Source organism: Pseudomonas caspiana (assembly GCF_002158995.1).
GTDB lineage: Bacteria > Pseudomonadota > Gammaproteobacteria > Pseudomonadales > Pseudomonadaceae > Aquipseudomonas > Aquipseudomonas caspiana.
The window spans coordinates 15,971-33,319 of sequence record NZ_LOHF01000002.1; the positions used below are offsets into that span (position 1 = coordinate 15,971).

General features: G+C 56.7%; 15 protein-coding genes and 1 pseudogene. 2 read left to right on the plus strand and 14 right to left on the minus strand.

Going from position 1 to position 17,349, the window contains the following annotated elements; translation table 11 throughout:
• Positions 1–45 precede the first annotated feature (45 nt).
• From AUC60_RS02430 to AUC60_RS02440, 3 genes are all read right to left on the minus strand, one after another.
• Positions 46–1,152 (minus strand): NADH:flavin oxidoreductase/NADH oxidase, encoded by a 1,107-nt coding sequence (locus AUC60_RS02430; protein WP_087264516.1) that lies wholly within the window; start codon positions 1,150–1,152, stop codon positions 46–48.
• Between the two features lie 102 nt (positions 1,153–1,254).
• Positions 1,255–2,970, minus strand: coding sequence for a single-stranded-DNA-specific exonuclease RecJ (gene recJ / locus AUC60_RS02435; protein WP_087264517.1), 1,716 nt, complete (start codon positions 2,968–2,970; stop codon positions 1,255–1,257).
• A 124-nt stretch (positions 2,971–3,094) separates the two neighbouring features.
• The gene (locus tag AUC60_RS02440) at positions 3,095–3,637 is read right to left on the minus strand and encodes a YaeQ family protein (protein WP_087264518.1); all 543 of its coding nucleotides are present in this window, start codon (positions 3,635–3,637) and stop codon (positions 3,095–3,097) included.
• Positions 3,638–3,913: 276 nt separating this feature from the next.
• On the opposite strand from AUC60_RS02440, the gene AUC60_RS02445 reads away from it, so the two are divergent.
• A complete protein-coding gene (locus AUC60_RS02445; RefSeq protein ID WP_167384303.1) occupies positions 3,914–4,804 on the plus strand; it encodes a TIGR02285 family protein in 891 nt (296 codons plus the stop codon).
• A 170-nt stretch (positions 4,805–4,974) separates the two neighbouring features.
• On the opposite strand, the gene AUC60_RS02450 is transcribed toward AUC60_RS02445, so the two are convergent.
• The 11 genes and pseudogenes from AUC60_RS02450 to ffh form a co-directional block, all read right to left on the minus strand.
• Positions 4,975–5,271 (minus strand): DUF3509 domain-containing protein, encoded by a 297-nt coding sequence (locus AUC60_RS02450; RefSeq protein WP_087264520.1) that lies wholly within the window; start codon positions 5,269–5,271, stop codon positions 4,975–4,977.
• 225 nt (positions 5,272–5,496) lie between these two features.
• Positions 5,497–7,755: pseudogene (locus AUC60_RS02455) on the minus strand (transporter substrate-binding domain-containing protein); the annotation flags it as partial.
• A 173-nt stretch (positions 7,756–7,928) separates the two neighbouring features.
• Entirely contained in the window at positions 7,929–9,338 is a 1,410-nt protein-coding gene (gene thrC, locus AUC60_RS02460) for a threonine synthase (RefSeq protein WP_087264521.1), read from the minus strand.
• Positions 9,339–9,445: 107 nt separating this feature from the next.
• Positions 9,446–10,750, minus strand: a complete 1,305-nt coding sequence (locus AUC60_RS02465; RefSeq protein WP_087264522.1) for a homoserine dehydrogenase — start codon at positions 10,748–10,750, stop codon at positions 9,446–9,448.
• A 103-nt stretch (positions 10,751–10,853) separates the two neighbouring features.
• Positions 10,854–11,594 (minus strand): DsbC family protein, encoded by a 741-nt coding sequence (locus tag AUC60_RS02470; RefSeq protein ID WP_087264523.1) that lies wholly within the window; start codon positions 11,592–11,594, stop codon positions 10,854–10,856.
• A gap of 151 nt (positions 11,595–11,745) precedes the next feature.
• A complete protein-coding gene (xerD, locus tag AUC60_RS02475; RefSeq protein WP_087264524.1) occupies positions 11,746–12,642 on the minus strand; it encodes a site-specific tyrosine recombinase XerD in 897 nt (298 codons plus the stop codon).
• A gap of 111 nt (positions 12,643–12,753) precedes the next feature.
• Positions 12,754–13,104, minus strand: coding sequence for a 50S ribosomal protein L19 (gene rplS / locus AUC60_RS02480; RefSeq protein WP_027902605.1), 351 nt, complete (start codon positions 13,102–13,104; stop codon positions 12,754–12,756).
• A gap of 42 nt (positions 13,105–13,146) precedes the next feature.
• A complete protein-coding gene (trmD, locus tag AUC60_RS02485; protein ID WP_087264525.1) occupies positions 13,147–13,899 on the minus strand; it encodes a tRNA (guanosine(37)-N1)-methyltransferase TrmD in 753 nt (250 codons plus the stop codon).
• Positions 13,900–13,902: 3 nt separating this feature from the next.
• Entirely contained in the window at positions 13,903–14,439 is a 537-nt protein-coding gene (gene rimM / locus AUC60_RS02490; RefSeq protein WP_087264526.1) for a ribosome maturation factor RimM, read from the minus strand.
• Positions 14,440–14,444: 5 nt separating this feature from the next.
• On the minus strand, positions 14,445–14,702 hold the full coding sequence (rpsP, locus tag AUC60_RS02495; RefSeq protein WP_027902602.1) for a 30S ribosomal protein S16: 258 nt from the start codon (positions 14,700–14,702) through the stop codon (positions 14,445–14,447).
• Between the two features lie 248 nt (positions 14,703–14,950).
• Entirely contained in the window at positions 14,951–16,327 is a 1,377-nt protein-coding gene (gene ffh, locus AUC60_RS02500; protein ID WP_087264527.1) for a signal recognition particle protein, read from the minus strand.
• A 209-nt stretch (positions 16,328–16,536) separates the two neighbouring features.
• Between ffh and AUC60_RS02505 the strand changes: the two genes are divergently transcribed.
• A complete protein-coding gene (locus tag AUC60_RS02505; RefSeq protein ID WP_087264528.1) occupies positions 16,537–17,349 on the plus strand; it encodes a cytochrome C assembly family protein in 813 nt (270 codons plus the stop codon).

The following is a 17,349-nucleotide window of genomic DNA, read 5'->3' on the forward strand; positions in this document are numbered from 1 at the left end:
GCCAAAAAGGCAAAAGCCTGCAAGCAGGCCCCCTCCCCCGAATCACTAATCCCGCAAATCGGACTCGTGAATCGGCTGATCACGATGGGTCGCACGTTGGTACTGCGCAGGCCAGGTTGCCTTACGGCCACCAAGGTCGTCGTCGGCGTGCAATGGCCAGTAAGGGTCGCGCAACAATTCGCGTGCAAGCAGAATGATATCGGCCTGCCCCGTGCGCAGGATATGTTCGGCCTGAGCCGGTTCGGTAATCATGCCAACGGTGCCGGTCGCGATGTCCGACTCCTTACGAACCCGTTCAGCAAAACGCGTCTGATAGCCGGGGCCGACGGGGATTTCAGCATTGGCAGAGGTGCCGCCGGATGACACATCGATGAGGTCCACACCAATCGCTTTCAAACGGCGCGCCAGCTCGACGGTTTCATCCGGGTTCCAGCCATCTTCTACCCAGTCAGTGGCCGAGACCCGCACGAACAATGGCAACTCTTCTGGCCACACGGCACGCACGGCCTGGGTGACTTCCAGCGTCAGGCGAATACGATTTTCAAACGACCCGCCGTATTTGTCCTGACGCTGATTGCTCAGCGGCGACAGGAACTGGTGCAACAGATAACCGTGGGCGGCGTGCACTTCGACGACTTTAAAACCGGCCGTCAGCGCTCGTTTGGCAGACGCGACGAAGGCTTGAATAACGTCCTGAATCTGCGCCTCGCTCAATTGCACCGGAGCCGTGTGTTTTGGATCGAAGGCAATCGGCGATGGCCCCCAAGGGGTCCAGCCGCCCTCTTCGGCCTTGATGCTGCCCGACTTGCCCAGCCATGGCCGCCAGGTGCTGGCCTTACGTCCGGCGTGGGCCAGTTGAATCCCTGCAACGACGCCTTGAGCGTTGATGAAGCGGGTGATGCGCTGTAAGCCTTCGATCTGCTCGTCATTCCACAGTCCAAGGTCTTCAGGCGTGATTCTGCCGTCTTTGGTGACCGCAACGGCCTCGGTGAAGACGAGGCCAGCACCGCCCACCGCGCGACTTCCAAGATGAACCAGATGCCAGTCGTTGGTGAGGCCGTCGACCGCAGAGTACTGACACATCGGGGATACCGCGATGCGGTTGCGCAGCGTTAGCTGGCGAAGGGTGTAGGGTTCTAACAACAGGCTCATGGGGACCTCTCAGGCTGGAATAGGCAGCAGGACACGCGATGAAAAAACGTGCCTGAAGCCTAGTCGACAATTCAATACCTTTGAGGGTTCCTGCTGTGTGCCTTAACGCGGCGCGATATGCGCGACCATCAGTTGCACCGTTTCATTACCGCGGAACTCGTTCAGATCCAGCTTGTAGGCCAGCTCGACCCAGCGAATATTCGGGTTTGGCCAGACATCGCGGTCCACACCAAACGCGATGGCATCAAGCTTCACGCTGCCGCATTCACTTTTGAGCACCATCTTGAGATGCCGCTCGCCCACCACCCGCTGCTCTACCAATTGAAAGACACCGTGAAACAACGGCTCGGGAAAGTGCTGCCCCCAAGGGCCTGCGTTACGCAGCGCGCGGGCCAGTTCCAGGTGAAACTCTTCAACAGCCAGTGCGCCGTCGGACAACAAACGGCCAGTCAGATCATCTTCGCCAAGCTGGCGGCGAACCTCTTCATCGAAGGCTTGGGCAAATGCGCTGAAATTATCCTCAGGCAGTGACAAACCCGCTGCCATGGCGTGACCACCAAACTTGCTGATTAACTGGGGATGCTTGGCCGCCACAGCATCCAGCGCGTCCCGGATATGAAAACCTGGTACTGAGCGAGCCGAGCCTTTGAGCATGCCCTCGCCTGCGCTGGCAAAAGCGATGGTCGGGCGGTGATAACGCTCTTTCATGCGCGAGGCCAGAATCCCGATCACCCCCTGATGCCAGTCTGGCTCGAACAGACACAGGCCGAACGGCATGGACTCCAGCGGCAGGTCTTTCAGCTGGGCCAGCGCTTCACGCTGCATACCCTGTTCAATCGACTTACGATCCTGATTCAACTCATCAAGCTGTACGGCCATTTCACGGGCCAGGGTTTCATCTTCACAGAGCAGGCATTCGATCCCCAGGCTCATGTCGTCCAGGCGCCCCGCTGCGTTCAGGCGCGGGCCGAGGATGAAACCGAGATCGGTGGAGGTGATGCGCTTGTGGTCGCGACGTGCGACTTCGAGAATCGCCTTGAGGCCAGGACGCGCACGCCCCGCACGAATACGCAGCAAGCCCTGGTGAACCAGAATTCGATTGTTGGTATCCAGCGGGACCACATCAGCGACGCTGCCCAGAGCAACCAGATCAAGTAATTCGCCCAGATTCGGTTGCGCACGCTGATTCGCCTCGAACCAGCCGCTGTCGCGTAGCCGAGCACGCAAGGCCATCAACACGTAGAAAATCACCCCGACGCCTGCCAAGGCTTTACTGGGGAAGGTACAGCCTGGCTGATTGGGATTGACGATGGCGTCGGCGGCAGGCAGTTCATGACCCGGCAAGTGGTGATCAGTGACCAGCACTTGCAGACCCGCCGCCTTGGCTGCGGCAACGCCTTCAACGCTGGAAATACCGTTATCGACCGTCATCAGCAATTGCGGCTCGCGCTGCAAGGCCACCGCGACAATTTCCGGGGTCAGGCCATAGCCATATTCGAAACGGTTGGGCACCAGATAATCAACATGCGCGGCCCCCAGCAGCCGCAAACCCAGCACGCCTACGGTGCTTGCCGTTGCACCGTCCGCGTCAAAATCACCCACGATGAGGATTCGCTGACGCTCGTTCAGGGCAGTGACCAACAAGTCCACCGCAGCATCGATCCCCTTGAGCTGCTGATACGGGATCAACCGCGCCAGGCTTTTATCCAGGTCGGCTTCCGACAGCACGCCGCGCGCGGCATAAAGCCGTGTCAGCAGCGGTGGCAAGTCACCAAGAAAAGGCAGGGTGAGCGGCAATGGGCGAGATTCGATGCGCATGCGTTTTTTTGATTCCGACCAAACGTGAAATAGCTGACTGATTTGTTTGCAGTGCACTTACACCGCTATCGCGGCTTCGCAATGTTCGTGCGCTCCTACGGGAGAAGCTGCGTACAGCGCGACCTCAGCCGCGCTCACCAGCAAGCCACTGCAGCTGAACCTCATGCTGACCGCGATCATCCGTGACGAAGACTGTGCCCTCGCTGATCATTACATCCCACTTGATGACCCGCGGCATGTCCTTGGCCAGCACTTCCAGCACTTCTTGCGGGACAGCTGCGACGTTGACGTTTTTCAGATTCTTGATGGCGGGAATAACCTTGCCTTCCCAGACGCGCAGGCTGCCATAAGCCAGCAAGCTGGTGCGCTCGGTACGACGTGAACACCAGGTGAGGCGATCCGCGTCTGGCTGGCCGACTTCGATCCAGTGCAGAACACGATCATCCAGGCTTTTTTCCCACAGGGCTGGCTCGTCTACGTCCGACAGACCACGGCCGAACGACAGTTGCTCGTTGTACCAGAACGCATAGGCCAGCAGGCGCACGGTCATGCGCTCTTCGGTTTCGGAAGGGTGGCGGGCAATGGTCTGTTTTACGGTTTCGTAAACCCCGCGATCAAGATCGGTGAGGTTGAGTTCGAATTTGTAGGTCGTGGACGGCTGGGCCATGAACGGGCTTCTAGATACGGGGAAAGGCGGCAAGTCTACCCGATGCCGTCTCATTGAACGACCCGACCCCGCTGTTCGGCTGCAATGAATACATCAAGGAAAATGGTCCACGTGGTTCAAAAGGTCCAAACACCCTAAAGCCTGTCAGGTAAAACCCGATATTCGCGCGCAGCAGTCTTGGGGGATACTGCCCCTCACGTCGGCTTCAAAGCGTCTATCCTCAGGCACATCAGTTGACAACTCTCTCAAGCCATTTCCCGGGGAAGACATCCGCGAATGCATTATCGCAACTCGCCTCCTGCGTTAAGAGTTCTGGTCGCAACCCTGACCGTATTAAGCATGATGTGCCTGACCGCCACCAGTCATGCCAAAGACACGCTGATATGGCTACTGCGTGACTTGCCCCCAGCGACAATCTTTTCCGGCCCTGATGAGGGTAAAGGTGCAATCGACCGACTGATGCCGTTGCTTACGGCCAGGATGCCTGAATACGAGCACCTGCTGATGCGCGTCAACCGGGCGCGTGGGACGCAAATGCTCAAAGACGGTGTTTTCGCTTGCGACCCGACTGTGCTTTGGACTCCGGAGCGAGCCAAAAGCATTCTGTTTTCGATTCCTACCTACGTCGTGTTCAGCAATGGATTGATTGTGCGCAACCAGGACATGGCGCAGTTCACACCGTTCATGAAAGGCAACACCGTCGATCTGGAAGCTTTACTGAAAAGCAAGACCGTCAAGATAGGCATAGTGGCGGAACGCAGCTACGGACAGGTGATTGACCGGATTCTGGACGCTGCCCCCACCGACGAGTTAAATGTGCACTATGGCAGCGATGCAGTCGGAAGCCTGCTGCAAATGGAGCGCCTGGGACGGTTACAGGGCTTGATCAGCTACTGGCCCGAGGCGCTTTATCAAGCGCGCCAGCAAGATATTGCCGAACAGGACGTTGCCTTTTTGCCGATCAAGGGGGTCCCCAAATACCAGTTCACCCACATTGGCTGCTCAGACACCGAGCAGGGGCGACAGGCGATGGAAATCATCAATCGCGAGATGCGCCTGTTACGCGAAACAAAACTGCTGGGATTCTACGCGCAATGGATACCGTCACCTGAACGCGAGCAGTATCTGAAAGATGCCAAGAATTTCTTTGATACCCAAGGCCGATAATTCAAGGCTTAAGGCATTCAAAAAAAGAAACCCCGAGCAGCGGGGAGACTACTCGGGGTAAACCGTGGTCCATTCGGGACCAGTACGAACAGGTGGAGCCACCGGAGCACAATGTCTCGACCTGCCGTAAATAGTCAGAACGCCTATGGACCTCAAGGTTCCAGATCACGTCAAACAAAACCCTGCGCCGTGACGAACGGACGACCAAGCGCTGCGTTGCGCATTGCAGCAATCACACAAGGTTCGATTCGCCCTTCGGCGACCATCAGATCGCGACGCAAACCGTCGACTACATCTGTGAGCTGGCGCTTGTCGCGCAAATGAGCCGCGGTAAATGTGCGCTCGATCACCACTGCACCGGCTACATCCCTGATTGACACCAAGCGTTCACCCGAAAGACCAACAGGCCCAAGAACAGCCTGGTAAGGCGTCAGCGCTTCGCTTAGCAGTAAGCTGATATTTTCCATCTAGATCACCACTCAACAGTTTGAATGCAAAGGTGCTTATCAATGACCATCGTCGTTACTGGAAAGTTCTCGATGGTTGTGCAAAGCGACTCATCCGAGCATGCCTGTCGAATGTGACAGAGAAAAAACTGCAGGTCGCCGTCATCACTGATGACACGACCTTGACGCTCCCTCCCACAGGACTGCACACCACTTCGCGCCTCATGCGGCCACATCACCGGCGTCTATCATGTCGAGCAATGAGCGAGCCGCACCCAGCGCGTCTTCAACAAGCCTGGGCGAGCGCAACCCTTTGTCCATCGCCTGTTCGAGCTCTAGCTCCAGCAGGCTCACAATGCCTTGCAGCGTTCTGCGGATTTCGTGACCAGCGTCAACCCTGAAAACTTTTTTTGCTTCACTGGAGCGAAGCGCTTGCTCCCTGGCTTCATCCAACTGTATTTCGAGCCGCCTGCGCTCGCTGATATCGATCCACCCACCCAACAACCCCTGCACCTCGCCGTCGGCCCGATAGAACGGCACGGTCCATTGCAGGGCATCGATTTGCCTGTCCATCAACCGCATGCTGCGGTCAGCAAAGATAGGTTGTCGGGTTTCCAGCAGCTTGATGTAATCCCCATGCAGTTGCTCGGCGGTCTCGCGGGGTATCAACTCCACATCGATCAGGCGTCGGCCGTTCATCTGCTCAAAGCTGATCCCCAGGCTCTCCTCGTAACTTCGATTACAGGAAATCAACCGGCCTTTCAGGTCCCGGACATACACAGGGTTGGGTATGCCATCAAACAGTGCGTGCTTGAAGATCAACTGGTCATTCAAGGCCTCTTCTGCCTTGAGACGTTGACGGATCTGAACCTTGAGGCGGTTGCTCCAGACCAGTGAGACCAACCCCATTAGCAATGCGACGCCAACCCCCCAATACAGCCAGTCAGGAATACGGGCCCAGAGACTGCCCTGGGGAGTGGCAGATGAAAGCCACTTGCTGCGGATCGCACGCATTTCCGCGATAGGAAACTCCTCCAGCGCCTTGTTGAGAATATCGAGCAATTCCGGTTGAGACTTGATGACAGATAATCGGTCAGAGGACCACCAGCCCTCAACACCCCGGCCCACCTTCAGGACACCGCGAGGATCCAGATAAGCCCCGGCCTCGTTCTGGATCGTTGCCTCAGCGACACCAGATTCCACCAGGCTACGCGCTTCTTCATAGTCGGCCGTCAGCATCAAGTTGATGCGCGGATGCTCGCGCCTGATGACGCCTTCCAGCGCATGCCTGGCAGGCAGTGCCAACGTACGTCCCGTCAATTCACCCAACGAGCCCGGAGAGGTATCACCGGCGCGCAACACGTAAACCCAGCTGTTACCGCCAAATGAATAAGTGAAATTGAGCAGCTCGCGACGCTCGGCATTTTCGGCAAGCGAAGTGTTCATCTGCGCCTGACCGCTGCGCAGAAGGTTTAACGTCTGCTCAATGTGACGACTCTCTTCATGGATGAATTGCAGCCCGGTCATACGCGATATGCGATTCAATACATCGACGTTAAGACCGATCCACTGCCCGTTCTTGTCCTTATAGATGTATGGCGGGTGTTGTTGAGACGCGACTGTGACAACCGGGTGCTTGCTAATCCAGCGTCGCTCGGCACGGTTGAGCGAGATGCGCTGGCTGGCAGTATCAGCCCCCAGCCCAAGGGTCCAGCGCCCGAGTATTTCACGAGTGGTTGCTGACCCCAGACTGGCCAGAGACGCGTCAATCAGGGTGAGCAATTGCGGTTGGCCCGAGTGAACAGCGAAGGAAAAACTGTCTTCAGGCAACAGACTGTCGTACTGGACCTGCAACCCGAGGTAAGGACGCAATGCCATGTACGACCGCACGATAACGTCATTACCAATGAAAGCGTCTGCATCACCATGGCTCACCGCTTCCATGGCACTGAACAGACTCGGAGCAACAATGATTTCACTCCGGGGGTAAGCAGCTTGCACGGCATGCAAATCCAGATAACCGTCGAGCACCACTAACTTGTTGCCCTTTAGCCCCTCCGCAAGACCACGCCCGCCGCTACGCCCCACCACCACCGAGCGGTCAACAACATAACCGGCGGATAGACGAATATCGTTGAAACCCCGTTCAAAATTGTTGGCGGTAGCGACGATATCGACAGTTCCGTCGCGTAGTGCATTAATCGCCCCTTCGGGCCTGGGAAACCCACGGACCTGCATCCTGACGTTCAGCCTGCTCGCGATCAGGCTCAGGTAGTCAGCACTGATGCCTTGGTATCGGTTGCGGTCGCTGGCAATATCCACCGGTTCATAGTCGATGGTCACCACTCCGACTCGCAACGCTGGACGGTCATCGAGCCATTGACGATCTGAAGCAGACAACTCCAAGGGTTCCACCGTCATGAACGGTGGGGCAAGGCTGAAAGAAAGGGTCCGCTCAGCATGACTGGGCTGCATGAACAGCACCGCCACTAACAATGACAGCACGCACAGCGTGCTTTTGCTGGAGGCGATGTTCTTGCCGTCGAAGGCGCCTCCTGTGTTTGCATTTTTCACAGCGACTAACTCATCCGTAAGTGTCTAAAACTCCCGAAGTGTGGCACGCAGAAACGAGAAGGCCCGCTGGTGAGCGGGCCTTAAGTTGTTACACGGATATACCGTTAGAGCGGTTTACCCCGGTTGCCATGCTGACTGACGAAGGCCTGTATGGCTTTCAGGTCATTAGGCAAAACGGTGCAGCGTTCGTCGCGCTCGAACAAATCAGACAAATGTGCAGGTAGCTCTAGCGCTTTTCCTACACCAGCTTTCTCCACTGCTTCCGGGAATTTGACCGGATGCGCCGTGCCGAGGATCACCATCGGGGTATCCAGGCTACGACGACAGGCCCTGGCGGCCTTCACACCGATCGCCGTATGTGGGTCGAGCACCTCGCCAGTTTTCGCAAAAACATCCGCGATGGTCTCGCAGGTTTCCGCGTCGCTGACGGCCAGCGAATCAAACAGTTTGCGTGTTTCAGTCCAGCGCTCTTCGTCGACGCTGAAACCGCCGCCTTGTTTGAAGCTGTCCATCAGCCCCGCAAGCGTGGCACCGTTACGGCCATGCATATCGAAGAGCAAACGCTCGAAGTTCGACGACACCATGATGTCCATCGATGGCGACAGGGTCGCGTGCAAGGTCTCTTTTACATACTGATTGCCGCTCATGAAGCGGTGCAGAATGTCGTTGCGGTTGGTGGCGACGATCAACTGATTGATCGGCAGGCCCATGTTTCGTGCCAGGTAGCCGGCGAAAATATCGCCGAAGTTGCCGGTAGGCACTGAGAATGACACCGAACGCGCCGGGCCGCCCAACTGCAGCGAGGCGTGGAAGTAGTAGACGATCTGAGCCATGATCCGCGCCCAGTTGATCGAGTTGACCGCAACCAGACGCGTGCCTTTGAGAAAGCCCTGATCAGCAAAGCTGTTCTTGACCATTTCCTGGCAGTCGTCGAAATTGCCTTCCACGGCGATGTTGTGGATGTTGTCGCCAAAGATGGTCGTCATCTGACGACGCTGAACGTCCGATACCCGGTTGTGCGGGTGCAGGATGAAGATGTCCACGTTATCGCACTTGCGGCAGCCTTCAATGGCCGCAGAGCCGGTATCGCCGGATGTTGCACCGATGATCACAACACGCTCACCGCGCTTGGCCAGCACGTAATCCAGCAGACGACCCAGCAACTGCAGTGCGAAGTCTTTGAACGCCAGCGTTGGGCCGTGGAACAGTTCCAGAACCCACTCGTTACCATTCAACTGACGCAATGGCGCAACCGAGCTGTGGGCGAACACGCCATAGGTCTCTTCAAGGATCTTTTTGAAATCCGCATCCGGAATGCTGCCGGTCACAAACGGGCGCATCACCCGGAAGGCCAGTTCGTGATAAGGCAGGCCTGCCCAGGAAGCGATCTCTTCCTGAGTAAAGCGCGGCAGGTTTTCCGGTACGTACAAGCCGCCGTCGCTGGCCAGACCAGTCAGCAACACGTCTTCGAAATTCAGGGCCGGCGCCTGGCCGCGGGTACTGATGTAGCGCATGAGATCAAACCTTCGGTTTGAGCTTCAAGCTGTAAGCTTCAAGCAGCAAGCGGCGAGCACGACGGCCAATCACTTGCAGTTTGCAGCTTCAAGCTTGAAGCTGAATGTTAATTAAGATGTTCGACGCGGATCCGGACTACCGGGCCAACCACGTCCTGCACCGCTTCCAGGGCCTCAATGGCGTCATTCATGCGCTGTTCCACCACACGATGGGTCAACAGAATCATCGGCACCAGGCCGTCATGTTCTTCGACTTCCTTCTGCATGATCGACTCAATGTTAATTCCGCGCTCCGACAGAATGCTCGCCACCTGGGCCAGCACACCCGGATGATCCTTGGCCTGAATGCGCAGGTAATACGCACTCTCACAGGCTTCGATCGGCAGAATCGGATGAGCAGACAGCGAGTCAGGCTGGAACGCCAGATGCGGTACGCGGTTCTCCGGATCGGAGGTCATCGCACGGACGACATCGACCAGATCAGCAACCACGGACGAAGCAGTAGGCTCCATGCCTGCGCCAGCGCCATAGAACAGCGTCGAACCCGCAGCGTCGCCATTGACCATGACCGCGTTCATCACGCCGTTGACGTTGGCGATCAGTCGGTCAGCAGGAATCAGCGTCGGGTGTACACGCAATTCGATACCGGCAGGAGTGCTGCGCGCTACGCCAAGGTGCTTGATGCGATAACCCAGCGCTTCGGCGTAATTCACGTCAGCAGTGGTCAGTTTGGTGATGCCTTCGGTGTAGGCTTTGTCGAACTGCAGCGGGATACCAAAGGCAATGGACGCCAGAATGGTCAGCTTGTGTGCAGCATCAATACCTTCGACGTCGAACGTCGGATCAGCTTCGGCATAACCCAGCGCCTGGGCTTCGGCCAGAACGTCAGGGAAGGTGCGGCCTTTCTCGCGCATTTCGGTAAGGATGAAGTTACCGGTGCCATTGATGATCCCGGCAACCCAGTTGATGCGGTTAGCCGACAGACCTTCACGAATTGCCTTGATGACCGGGATACCGCCCGCAACCGCAGCTTCAAACGCTACGATCACGCCCTTCTCACGCGCCTTGGCGAAAATTTCGTTACCGTGCACAGCAATCAGCGCTTTGTTGGCAGTGACTACGTGCTTGCCGTTTTCAATGGCCTTGAGGACCAGATCGCGAGCTACGGTATAGCCGCCGATCAGTTCAATGACGATATCGATTTCAGGGTTGGTAGCCACCGCGAAAACGTCGCTGGTGGTCGGTGTACCGGTAATCTGGCAGTTGGGGTTTGGCGTACGCATGGCAATTTGTGCCACTTCAATTCCACGACCCGCACGGCGGGCAATTTCCTCGGCGTTACGCTTAAGTACGTTGAAGGTACCGCCACCGACGGTACCCAGCCCACAGATGCCTACTTTGACCGGATTCACTATGAACTCCCCGTAAAACGGCCGGCTCGAAACCGACCGTGGAAAACAGCCGTGCTTCACCACACGGCTCTCTATTTACTCAACGGTCATGGGACGCGCTGATTTATTTGGCGCTGAGCGCCAGTTTGGCCACTTGTGCAGCGGGTTGGTAACCCGGAATCAACTGGCCGTCAGCCAAAACGATGGCCGGTGTGCCGTTCACACCGATCGATTGACCCACTTCGAATTGTTTGGTGACAGGGTTGGCGCACTTGGGCGCTTCGATGTTCTTGCCATCAACCATACGGTCCATGGCAGCCTTGCGATCCTTGGAGCACCAGACAGCCTGGAGCTGTTCGTCGCCCGGCGAGCCGAGACCCTGACGCGGGAAAGCGACATAACGAACTTCGATGCCCATTTTATTCAACTGCGGCACTTCAGCGTGCAGCTTGTGGCAGTACGGGCAAGTGGTATCGGTGAACACCGTGATGTGCGATTTGGTTTCGCCAATCGCCGGATACACCACCATCTCGGCGGTCGGAATACCATTGATAGTCTTGGCGATGGCCAGACGCTCGGTCTTCTCGGTCAGGTTGACCGGCTTGCCGTCCTGGATCTGAAACAGATAGCCCTGCATCACGAACTGACCATCAGCGCTGGCATACAGCACGCGACCGCCCTTGAGTTTGACTTCGTACAGTCCGCTTAACGGGCTGGCGCCGATACTTTCTACCGGCAACTCGAGCTTGAGCGAATCCAGGGTCTTGCGAATGGCTTGATCGGCGGGAGCATCCGCCTGGGCAAACATACTGAACGTACTGGCCAACGCAACGGCTGCGGCAGCGATAATCGTGGTCACGCGCATGAAAACTCCTCGGGCGGTGGGCAGACTGACTGGGGCAAAAAAAACGCCCTTCGGCTTCAATCTGCGAAACCGGCAAAGACTATCACATAAGGGCCGTAAACCTTACCCGGACTGACGCAAGACTTGGCAGTAAAACCGCCCGTGACTCCGCTCAGCCGCGAGGGTGATGCTTGGCATGCATGTCTTGCAACCTGGCGCGGGCGACATGGGTATAGATTTGCGTGGTCGACAGATCGCTATGGCCAAGCAGCATCTGCACGACGCGTAAATCAGCACCATGATTGAGCAGGTGCGTAGCAAAAGCGTGACGCAGCGTATGAGGCGACAAGGACTTGCTGATGCCAGCAACCATGGCTTGATGCTTGATCCGGTGCCAGAAGGTCTGGCGAGTCATTTGCTCGCCGCGTTGACTGGGAAACAACACGTCACTGGGACGCCCGGCCAATAGCTCATCACGGGCACCGCGCATGTAGCGCTCAATCCAGACAATAGCCTCTTCACCCATCGGCACCAGACGCTCTTTGCTGCCCTTGCCCATGACCCTCAGCACACCCTGCCGCAGATTGACCTGCTCCAGCGTCAGGCTGATCAATTCAGTCACTCGCAAACCACAGGCATAAAGCACTTCCAGCATGGCTTTGTCCCGCTGTCCGATAGCTTCGCTCAGGTCAGGTGCAGCCAGCAACGCGTCGACGTCTGCTTCCGACAATGACTTGGGCAGCGGTCTGCCAAGCTGAGGCATATCCACTTGTAATGTGGGATCGATCTGAATCAGTTTTTCGCGCAACAGATAGCGGTAAAAGCCACGCGCACCGGAAAGAAACCGGGCTGTAGAGCGCGGCTTATAGGCCTTGTCCACACGCCAGGCCAGGTGATCCAGAATCGCCGAGCGTCCGACATTGATCAGTTGCAGGCCTTGCTCCTGCAACCAGCCGTTGAACAGGGCAAGGTCACTGCGATAGGCATCGCGCGTGTTATCCGAAAGCCCTTTCTCCAACCAGAGAGCATCGAGAAATCGGTCGATCAGAGGGTCATCGATGGCAGGCATAGTAATTAGCGCTTGAGCAGTGCTGCATGAGGAACTGACTGAGGACAATAAAACCCCAGGCACAAAAAAGCAGCCCGTAGGCTGCTTTTTTCTTGCATCAGAAAACTGCACTCAGGACAGTTTTTCCTTGATGCGAGCTGCTTTACCGGACAGGTCACGCAGGTAGTACAGTTTGGCTTTGCGAACGTCACCGCGACGTTTCACAGCCAGGCTGTCAATTTGCGGGCTGTAGGTCTGGAAAGTACGCTCAACGCCAACACCGTTGGAGATTTTACGAACAGTGAAAGCACTGTTCACGCCACGGTTACGCTTGGCAATTACTACGCCTTCGAACGCCTGCAGACGAGCGCGGTCGCCTTCCTTCACTTTCACCTGAACGACAACAGTGTCGCCCGGGGCAAAGGTAGGGATCTCTTTGGTCATCTGCTCTGCTTCGAGTGCAAGGATGATTTTGTTAGTCATGCTGTGCTCCTAAGGTAAATCGTCTGATCTACCATCGATACGTTAACTATCGTCCCGTTCGCGGATGTATTCCGCGAGCAGCTTCTTCTCTTCTCCAGAAAGCGAGCGGCTTTCCAGAAGATCGGCGCGTCGTTCATAGGTCCGCCCAAGGGACTGCTGTAAACGCCAACGCCGGATGTGCGCGTGATTGCCACTTAGCAACACGTCGGGAACACGCTGATCCGCATACACCTCCGGTCGGGTGTAATGCGGGCAATCCAGCAGACCATCAGTGAAGGAATCTTCCTCCGCAGAGTCCGCATGCCCTAAAGCTCCAGGCAGCAGCCGCGTAACCGCATCGATAAGCACCATTGCCGGCAGCTCGCCACCAGACAGTACATAGTCACCAATCGACCACTCTTCATCGACATAAGCATCAATAAAACGCTCGTCAATGCCTTCATAACGACCGGCGATGAGGATAAACGCCTCCTCTTGCGCCAGTTCGCGGACCGCAGACTGATTCAGCTTGCGGCCTTGTGGCGACAGGTAAATAACCTTCGCCGCATCCCCTGCTGCTTGCCTGGCCTGAACCAGAGCATCTTCCAGAGGCTTGATCTTCATCACCATGCCCGGACCACCGCCAAATGGGCGATCGTCAACAGTGTGATGTCGATCCGTGGTGTAGTCCCGCGGATTCCAACAAGTCAGCTGTAACAGCCCTTGTTTCACCGCACGGCTGGTAATGCCGTAATCGCTGATGGCGGAAAACATCTCGGGGAACAGACTGATCACTTCTATGCGCAGGCTAGCCATTGCTTAGAAGTCCGAATCCCAATCCACCTTCATCTCGCCAGCTTCCAGGTCAACCACCAACACGCATTGCTCCGTATAGGGCAACAGGCGTTCGCGATCATCCAGGCTGCCTGCGCAGGGCTTGACCACCATTACATCATTCGAGCCCGTCTCTAGCAGGTGATCGATTTTCCCGAGCAATTGCCCTTGATGGTCGATGACCTTGAGACCCTCCAGCTGGTACCAGTAGTACTCGCCGTCGGTCAGATCAGGGAACAGGTTACGCGGCACGCAGATTTCAAAACCGGCCAGAAGACGAGCTTCTTCACGGTCATCGAGACCTTTGAGCTTTGCGACCAGGAACTTGTTTTGCAAGCGTCCGCTGACCAGCTCTACCTGTTTAACGCTGCCTTCGCGCCGAAGCGTCCAGGTTTTGTAATCCAACAGGTTTCCAATCGGATCAGTAAAGGAAAAGACCTTCACTTCGCCGCGAACGCCATGTACGGAATAAATCTTGCCAATGACGATCAAGTCGTCGGCAGTCGTTGGCGCCGCGTTCATATTGCTCAGGCCGCGACCTTGGTCTTGGCGTGTTCTTTCAGCAACTGGGCAACGCGCTCGGATGTTTGTGCACCCACGCTCAGCCAGTAGTTAACGCGCTCTTCGTTCACGGACAAACGAACTTCCTGACCACGGGCAACCGGGTTGAAGAAGCCAATTTGCTCTTTGTGCGAACCGTCGCGCGCATTGCGGCTATCGGTAACAGTCAGGTGGTAAAACGGGCGCTTTTTGGAGCCGCCCAGGGCAAGACGAATAGTTAGCATTGAACATCGTTCCTGTAGTCGGTGCTGCAAATCTATGATGCACAGCGGGCATAGGTGCCCGAAAGGCCGCATATTCTAAGGAATATCCGGACTTTTGCAAATGTCTTTTTCCGGCACTTGCTGTTGTGCCATCCAGATTTGCCAAGGAGCCGTCGCTATCAACGGCTGGTGTAGACCCGCAAAGCGGGGATTTACGTAGGGGCAAGCCCCTATGTGGGATGCGCGCAGAGGGTCCTGCGCGCTATACATCACATCTTTGGCATGCCGCCGCCGGGCAACATTCCGCCCATGCCGCGCATCATTTTGGCCATTCCGCCTTTTGCGGAGAATTTCTTCATCATCTTTTGCATCTGTTTGTGCTGCTTGATCAGACGCCCGATGTCCTGCACCTGAGTCCCCGACCCCATGGAGATGCGGCGCTTGCGCGAACCGCTGATCAGATCCGGATCACGACGCTCGGCTGGAGTCATCGAGTTGATGATGGCTTCCATCTGCTTGAACTGCTTCTCTGCCGCGCCCTGGGCATTGCCCATCTGCGACAGGTTGACGCCGCCGATGCTTGGCAGCTTGTCCATGAGCCCGCCAAGGCCGCCCATGTTTTTCATCTGTTGCAGCTGATCGCGGAAGTCTTCGAGGTCGAAGCCTTTACCTTTCTTCAGCTTTTTGGCCAGCTTGTCGGCCTTGTCCTTGTCGAGGGTCTGCTCGGCCTGTTCGATAAGGCTAAGCACGTCACCCATGCCGAGGATTCGCGACGCAATACGGTCCGGGTGGAACGGCTCGAGCGCATCGCTCTTCTCGCCCATACCGATGAACTTGATCGGCTTGCCAGTGATAGCGCGCACGGACAATGCCGCACCGCCTCGTGCATCACCGTCGACCTTGGTCAGGATCACGCCGGTCAAGGGCAGTGCATCACCAAAGGCCTTGGCGGTGTTGGCAGCATCCTGACCGGTCATGGCGTCAACCACGAACAATGTCTCGGCAGGCTTGACCGCCGCATGCAGCGCCTGGATCTCGCCCATCATTTCCGCGTCGATGTGCAAGCGACCCGCGGTGTCCAGAATGACGACGTCAATGAACTTGAGCTTCGCTTCTTTAATTGCCGCTTCAGCGATGTCTACCGGCTTCTGGCTAATATCAGACGGGAAGAAAGTAACGCCGATGTCGCCCGCCAGCGTTTCAAGCTGCTTGATGGCCGCCGGACGATAAACGTCGGCAGACACAACCATGACGGTCTTCTTCTTGCGCTCTTTAAGAAACTTGGCCAGCTTGCCAGCTGTGGTGGTTTTACCAGCACCCTGCAGACCCGCCATCAAAATCACGGCAGGCGGCGTGACATTAAGGGTCAGCTCTTCGTTGGCCGCCCCCATCATGTCTTCCAGCTCGGCCTGAACGATCTTCACGAAGGCCTGGCCCGGCGTCAGGCTGCGCGACACTTCAGTGCCGACAGCGCGCTCCTTGACCTTGTTGACGAAGTCTTTGACGACCGGCAAGGCAACGTCGGCTTCGAGCAAAGCCATACGCACTTCGCGCAAGGTGTCTTTGATGTTGTCCTCAGTCAGCTTGGCTTTGCCAGTTACATGGCGCAGCGTCTGTGAGAGACGGTCTGTCAGGTTTTCAAACATGCGCGATCCTTTCAGGCTCTTGGAGAACCCCGGTTGGTGCGGCCCGGCCCGTTATAAAATGGCGCTCGGCGAGCCTGCGGCTTGAGCAGGTGGCGGATTATAGCGAAGACTCTGCTGAACGGACACTAGGAGTCTGCATCTGTGGTCTTTCGTGAAATGACGGTTGTATGCCAAACTCAGCGCCTTTAAAGGCCCGTCCATCAGGATTTATGTTCCCTTTGCCACCCAGCCTGCTACCCAGCCTCGCCGCCGCTTGCCTTTATGCCGCTGCGACTATCTACCAAGGCATCCGCCTCAGCCAGGCGAAACGCGCCGACAAACGGCTGCTTTGCCTGCTCGGCACGCTGGCCGTTGTTGCTCACGCCTTCGGACTTTTTTCCCAGTTGATCCGCCCTATCGGGCTTGGCCTGGACTTTTTCAGCGCTGCAAGCCTGATCGCTGTCGCCGTCATCGCGCTGTCTCTGCTGGCTACCGTGCGCATTCCGGTAGAAAACCTGCTCGTACTTCTGTTTCCGCTCGGACTCATTACCGTGCTGCTCGCGCAGTTCGCGCCAGCCGGTACTGTGCAACCCATCGTTGAAGAGCCGGGAATCCTCAGCCATATCCTGCTCTCGATCCTGGCCTATGGCATGTTTACCATTGCGGTGGTGCAGGCTTTACTGCTGCTGGTGCAGGATCATCAACTCAAGCACAAGCACCCTTCGGGGTTGATCAAGAATTTCCCTCCGCTGCAAACCATGGAAAGCTTGTTGTTTGGTTTTCTCTGGGCCGGGTGGTCACTGCTTTCACTGTCGCTGATTTCTGGCTGGCTGTTCGTCGAGAACCTTTTCGCACAGCATCTGGTGCACAAAACCCTACTGGCCTGCCTGGCCTGGGTAGTGTTCAGTGTATTGCTATGGGGCCGTAACCGTCTCGGCTGGCGCGGACACAAGGCAATCCGCTGGACCCTCGGCGGTTTCTGCTTGCTGATGCTGGCCTATTTCGGCAGCAAGCTGGTCCGCGAATTCATTCTGCACATCTGA

Coding starts and splice junctions, on each gene's coding strand:
- AUC60_RS02450 (WP_087264520.1), bottom strand. CDS start 5,271: ATGGAAAATATCAGCTTACTGCTAAGCGAAGCGCTGACGCCTTACCAG.
- rpsP (WP_027902602.1), bottom strand. CDS start 14,702: ATGCTAACTATTCGTCTTGCCCTGGGCGGCTCCAAAAAGCGCCCGTTT.
- AUC60_RS02505 (WP_087264528.1), top strand. CDS start 16,537: ATGTTCCCTTTGCCACCCAGCCTGCTACCCAGCCTCGCCGCCGCTTGC.
- AUC60_RS02440 (WP_087264518.1), bottom strand. CDS start 3,637: ATGGCCCAGCCGTCCACGACCTACAAATTCGAACTCAACCTCACCGAT.
- recJ (WP_087264517.1), bottom strand. CDS start 2,970: ATGCGCATCGAATCTCGCCCATTGCCGCTCACCCTGCCTTTTCTTGGT.
- AUC60_RS02445 (WP_167384303.1), top strand. CDS start 3,914: ATGCATTATCGCAACTCGCCTCCTGCGTTAAGAGTTCTGGTCGCAACC.
- thrC (WP_087264521.1), bottom strand. CDS start 9,338: ATGCGCTACATCAGTACCCGCGGCCAGGCGCCGGCCCTGAATTTCGAA.
- trmD (WP_087264525.1), bottom strand. CDS start 13,899: ATGGCTAGCCTGCGCATAGAAGTGATCAGTCTGTTCCCCGAGATGTTT.
- ffh (WP_087264527.1), bottom strand. CDS start 16,327: ATGTTTGAAAACCTGACAGACCGTCTCTCACAGACGCTGCGCCATGTA.
- rimM (WP_087264526.1), bottom strand. CDS start 14,439: ATGAACGCGGCGCCAACGACTGCCGACGACTTGATCGTCATTGGCAAG.
- rplS (WP_027902605.1), bottom strand. CDS start 13,104: ATGACTAACAAAATCATCCTTGCACTCGAAGCAGAGCAGATGACCAAA.
- AUC60_RS02430 (WP_087264516.1), bottom strand. CDS start 1,152: ATGAGCCTGTTGTTAGAACCCTACACCCTTCGCCAGCTAACGCTGCGC.
- xerD (WP_087264524.1), bottom strand. CDS start 12,642: ATGCCTGCCATCGATGACCCTCTGATCGACCGATTTCTCGATGCTCTC.
- AUC60_RS02470 (WP_087264523.1), bottom strand. CDS start 11,594: ATGCGCGTGACCACGATTATCGCTGCCGCAGCCGTTGCGTTGGCCAGT.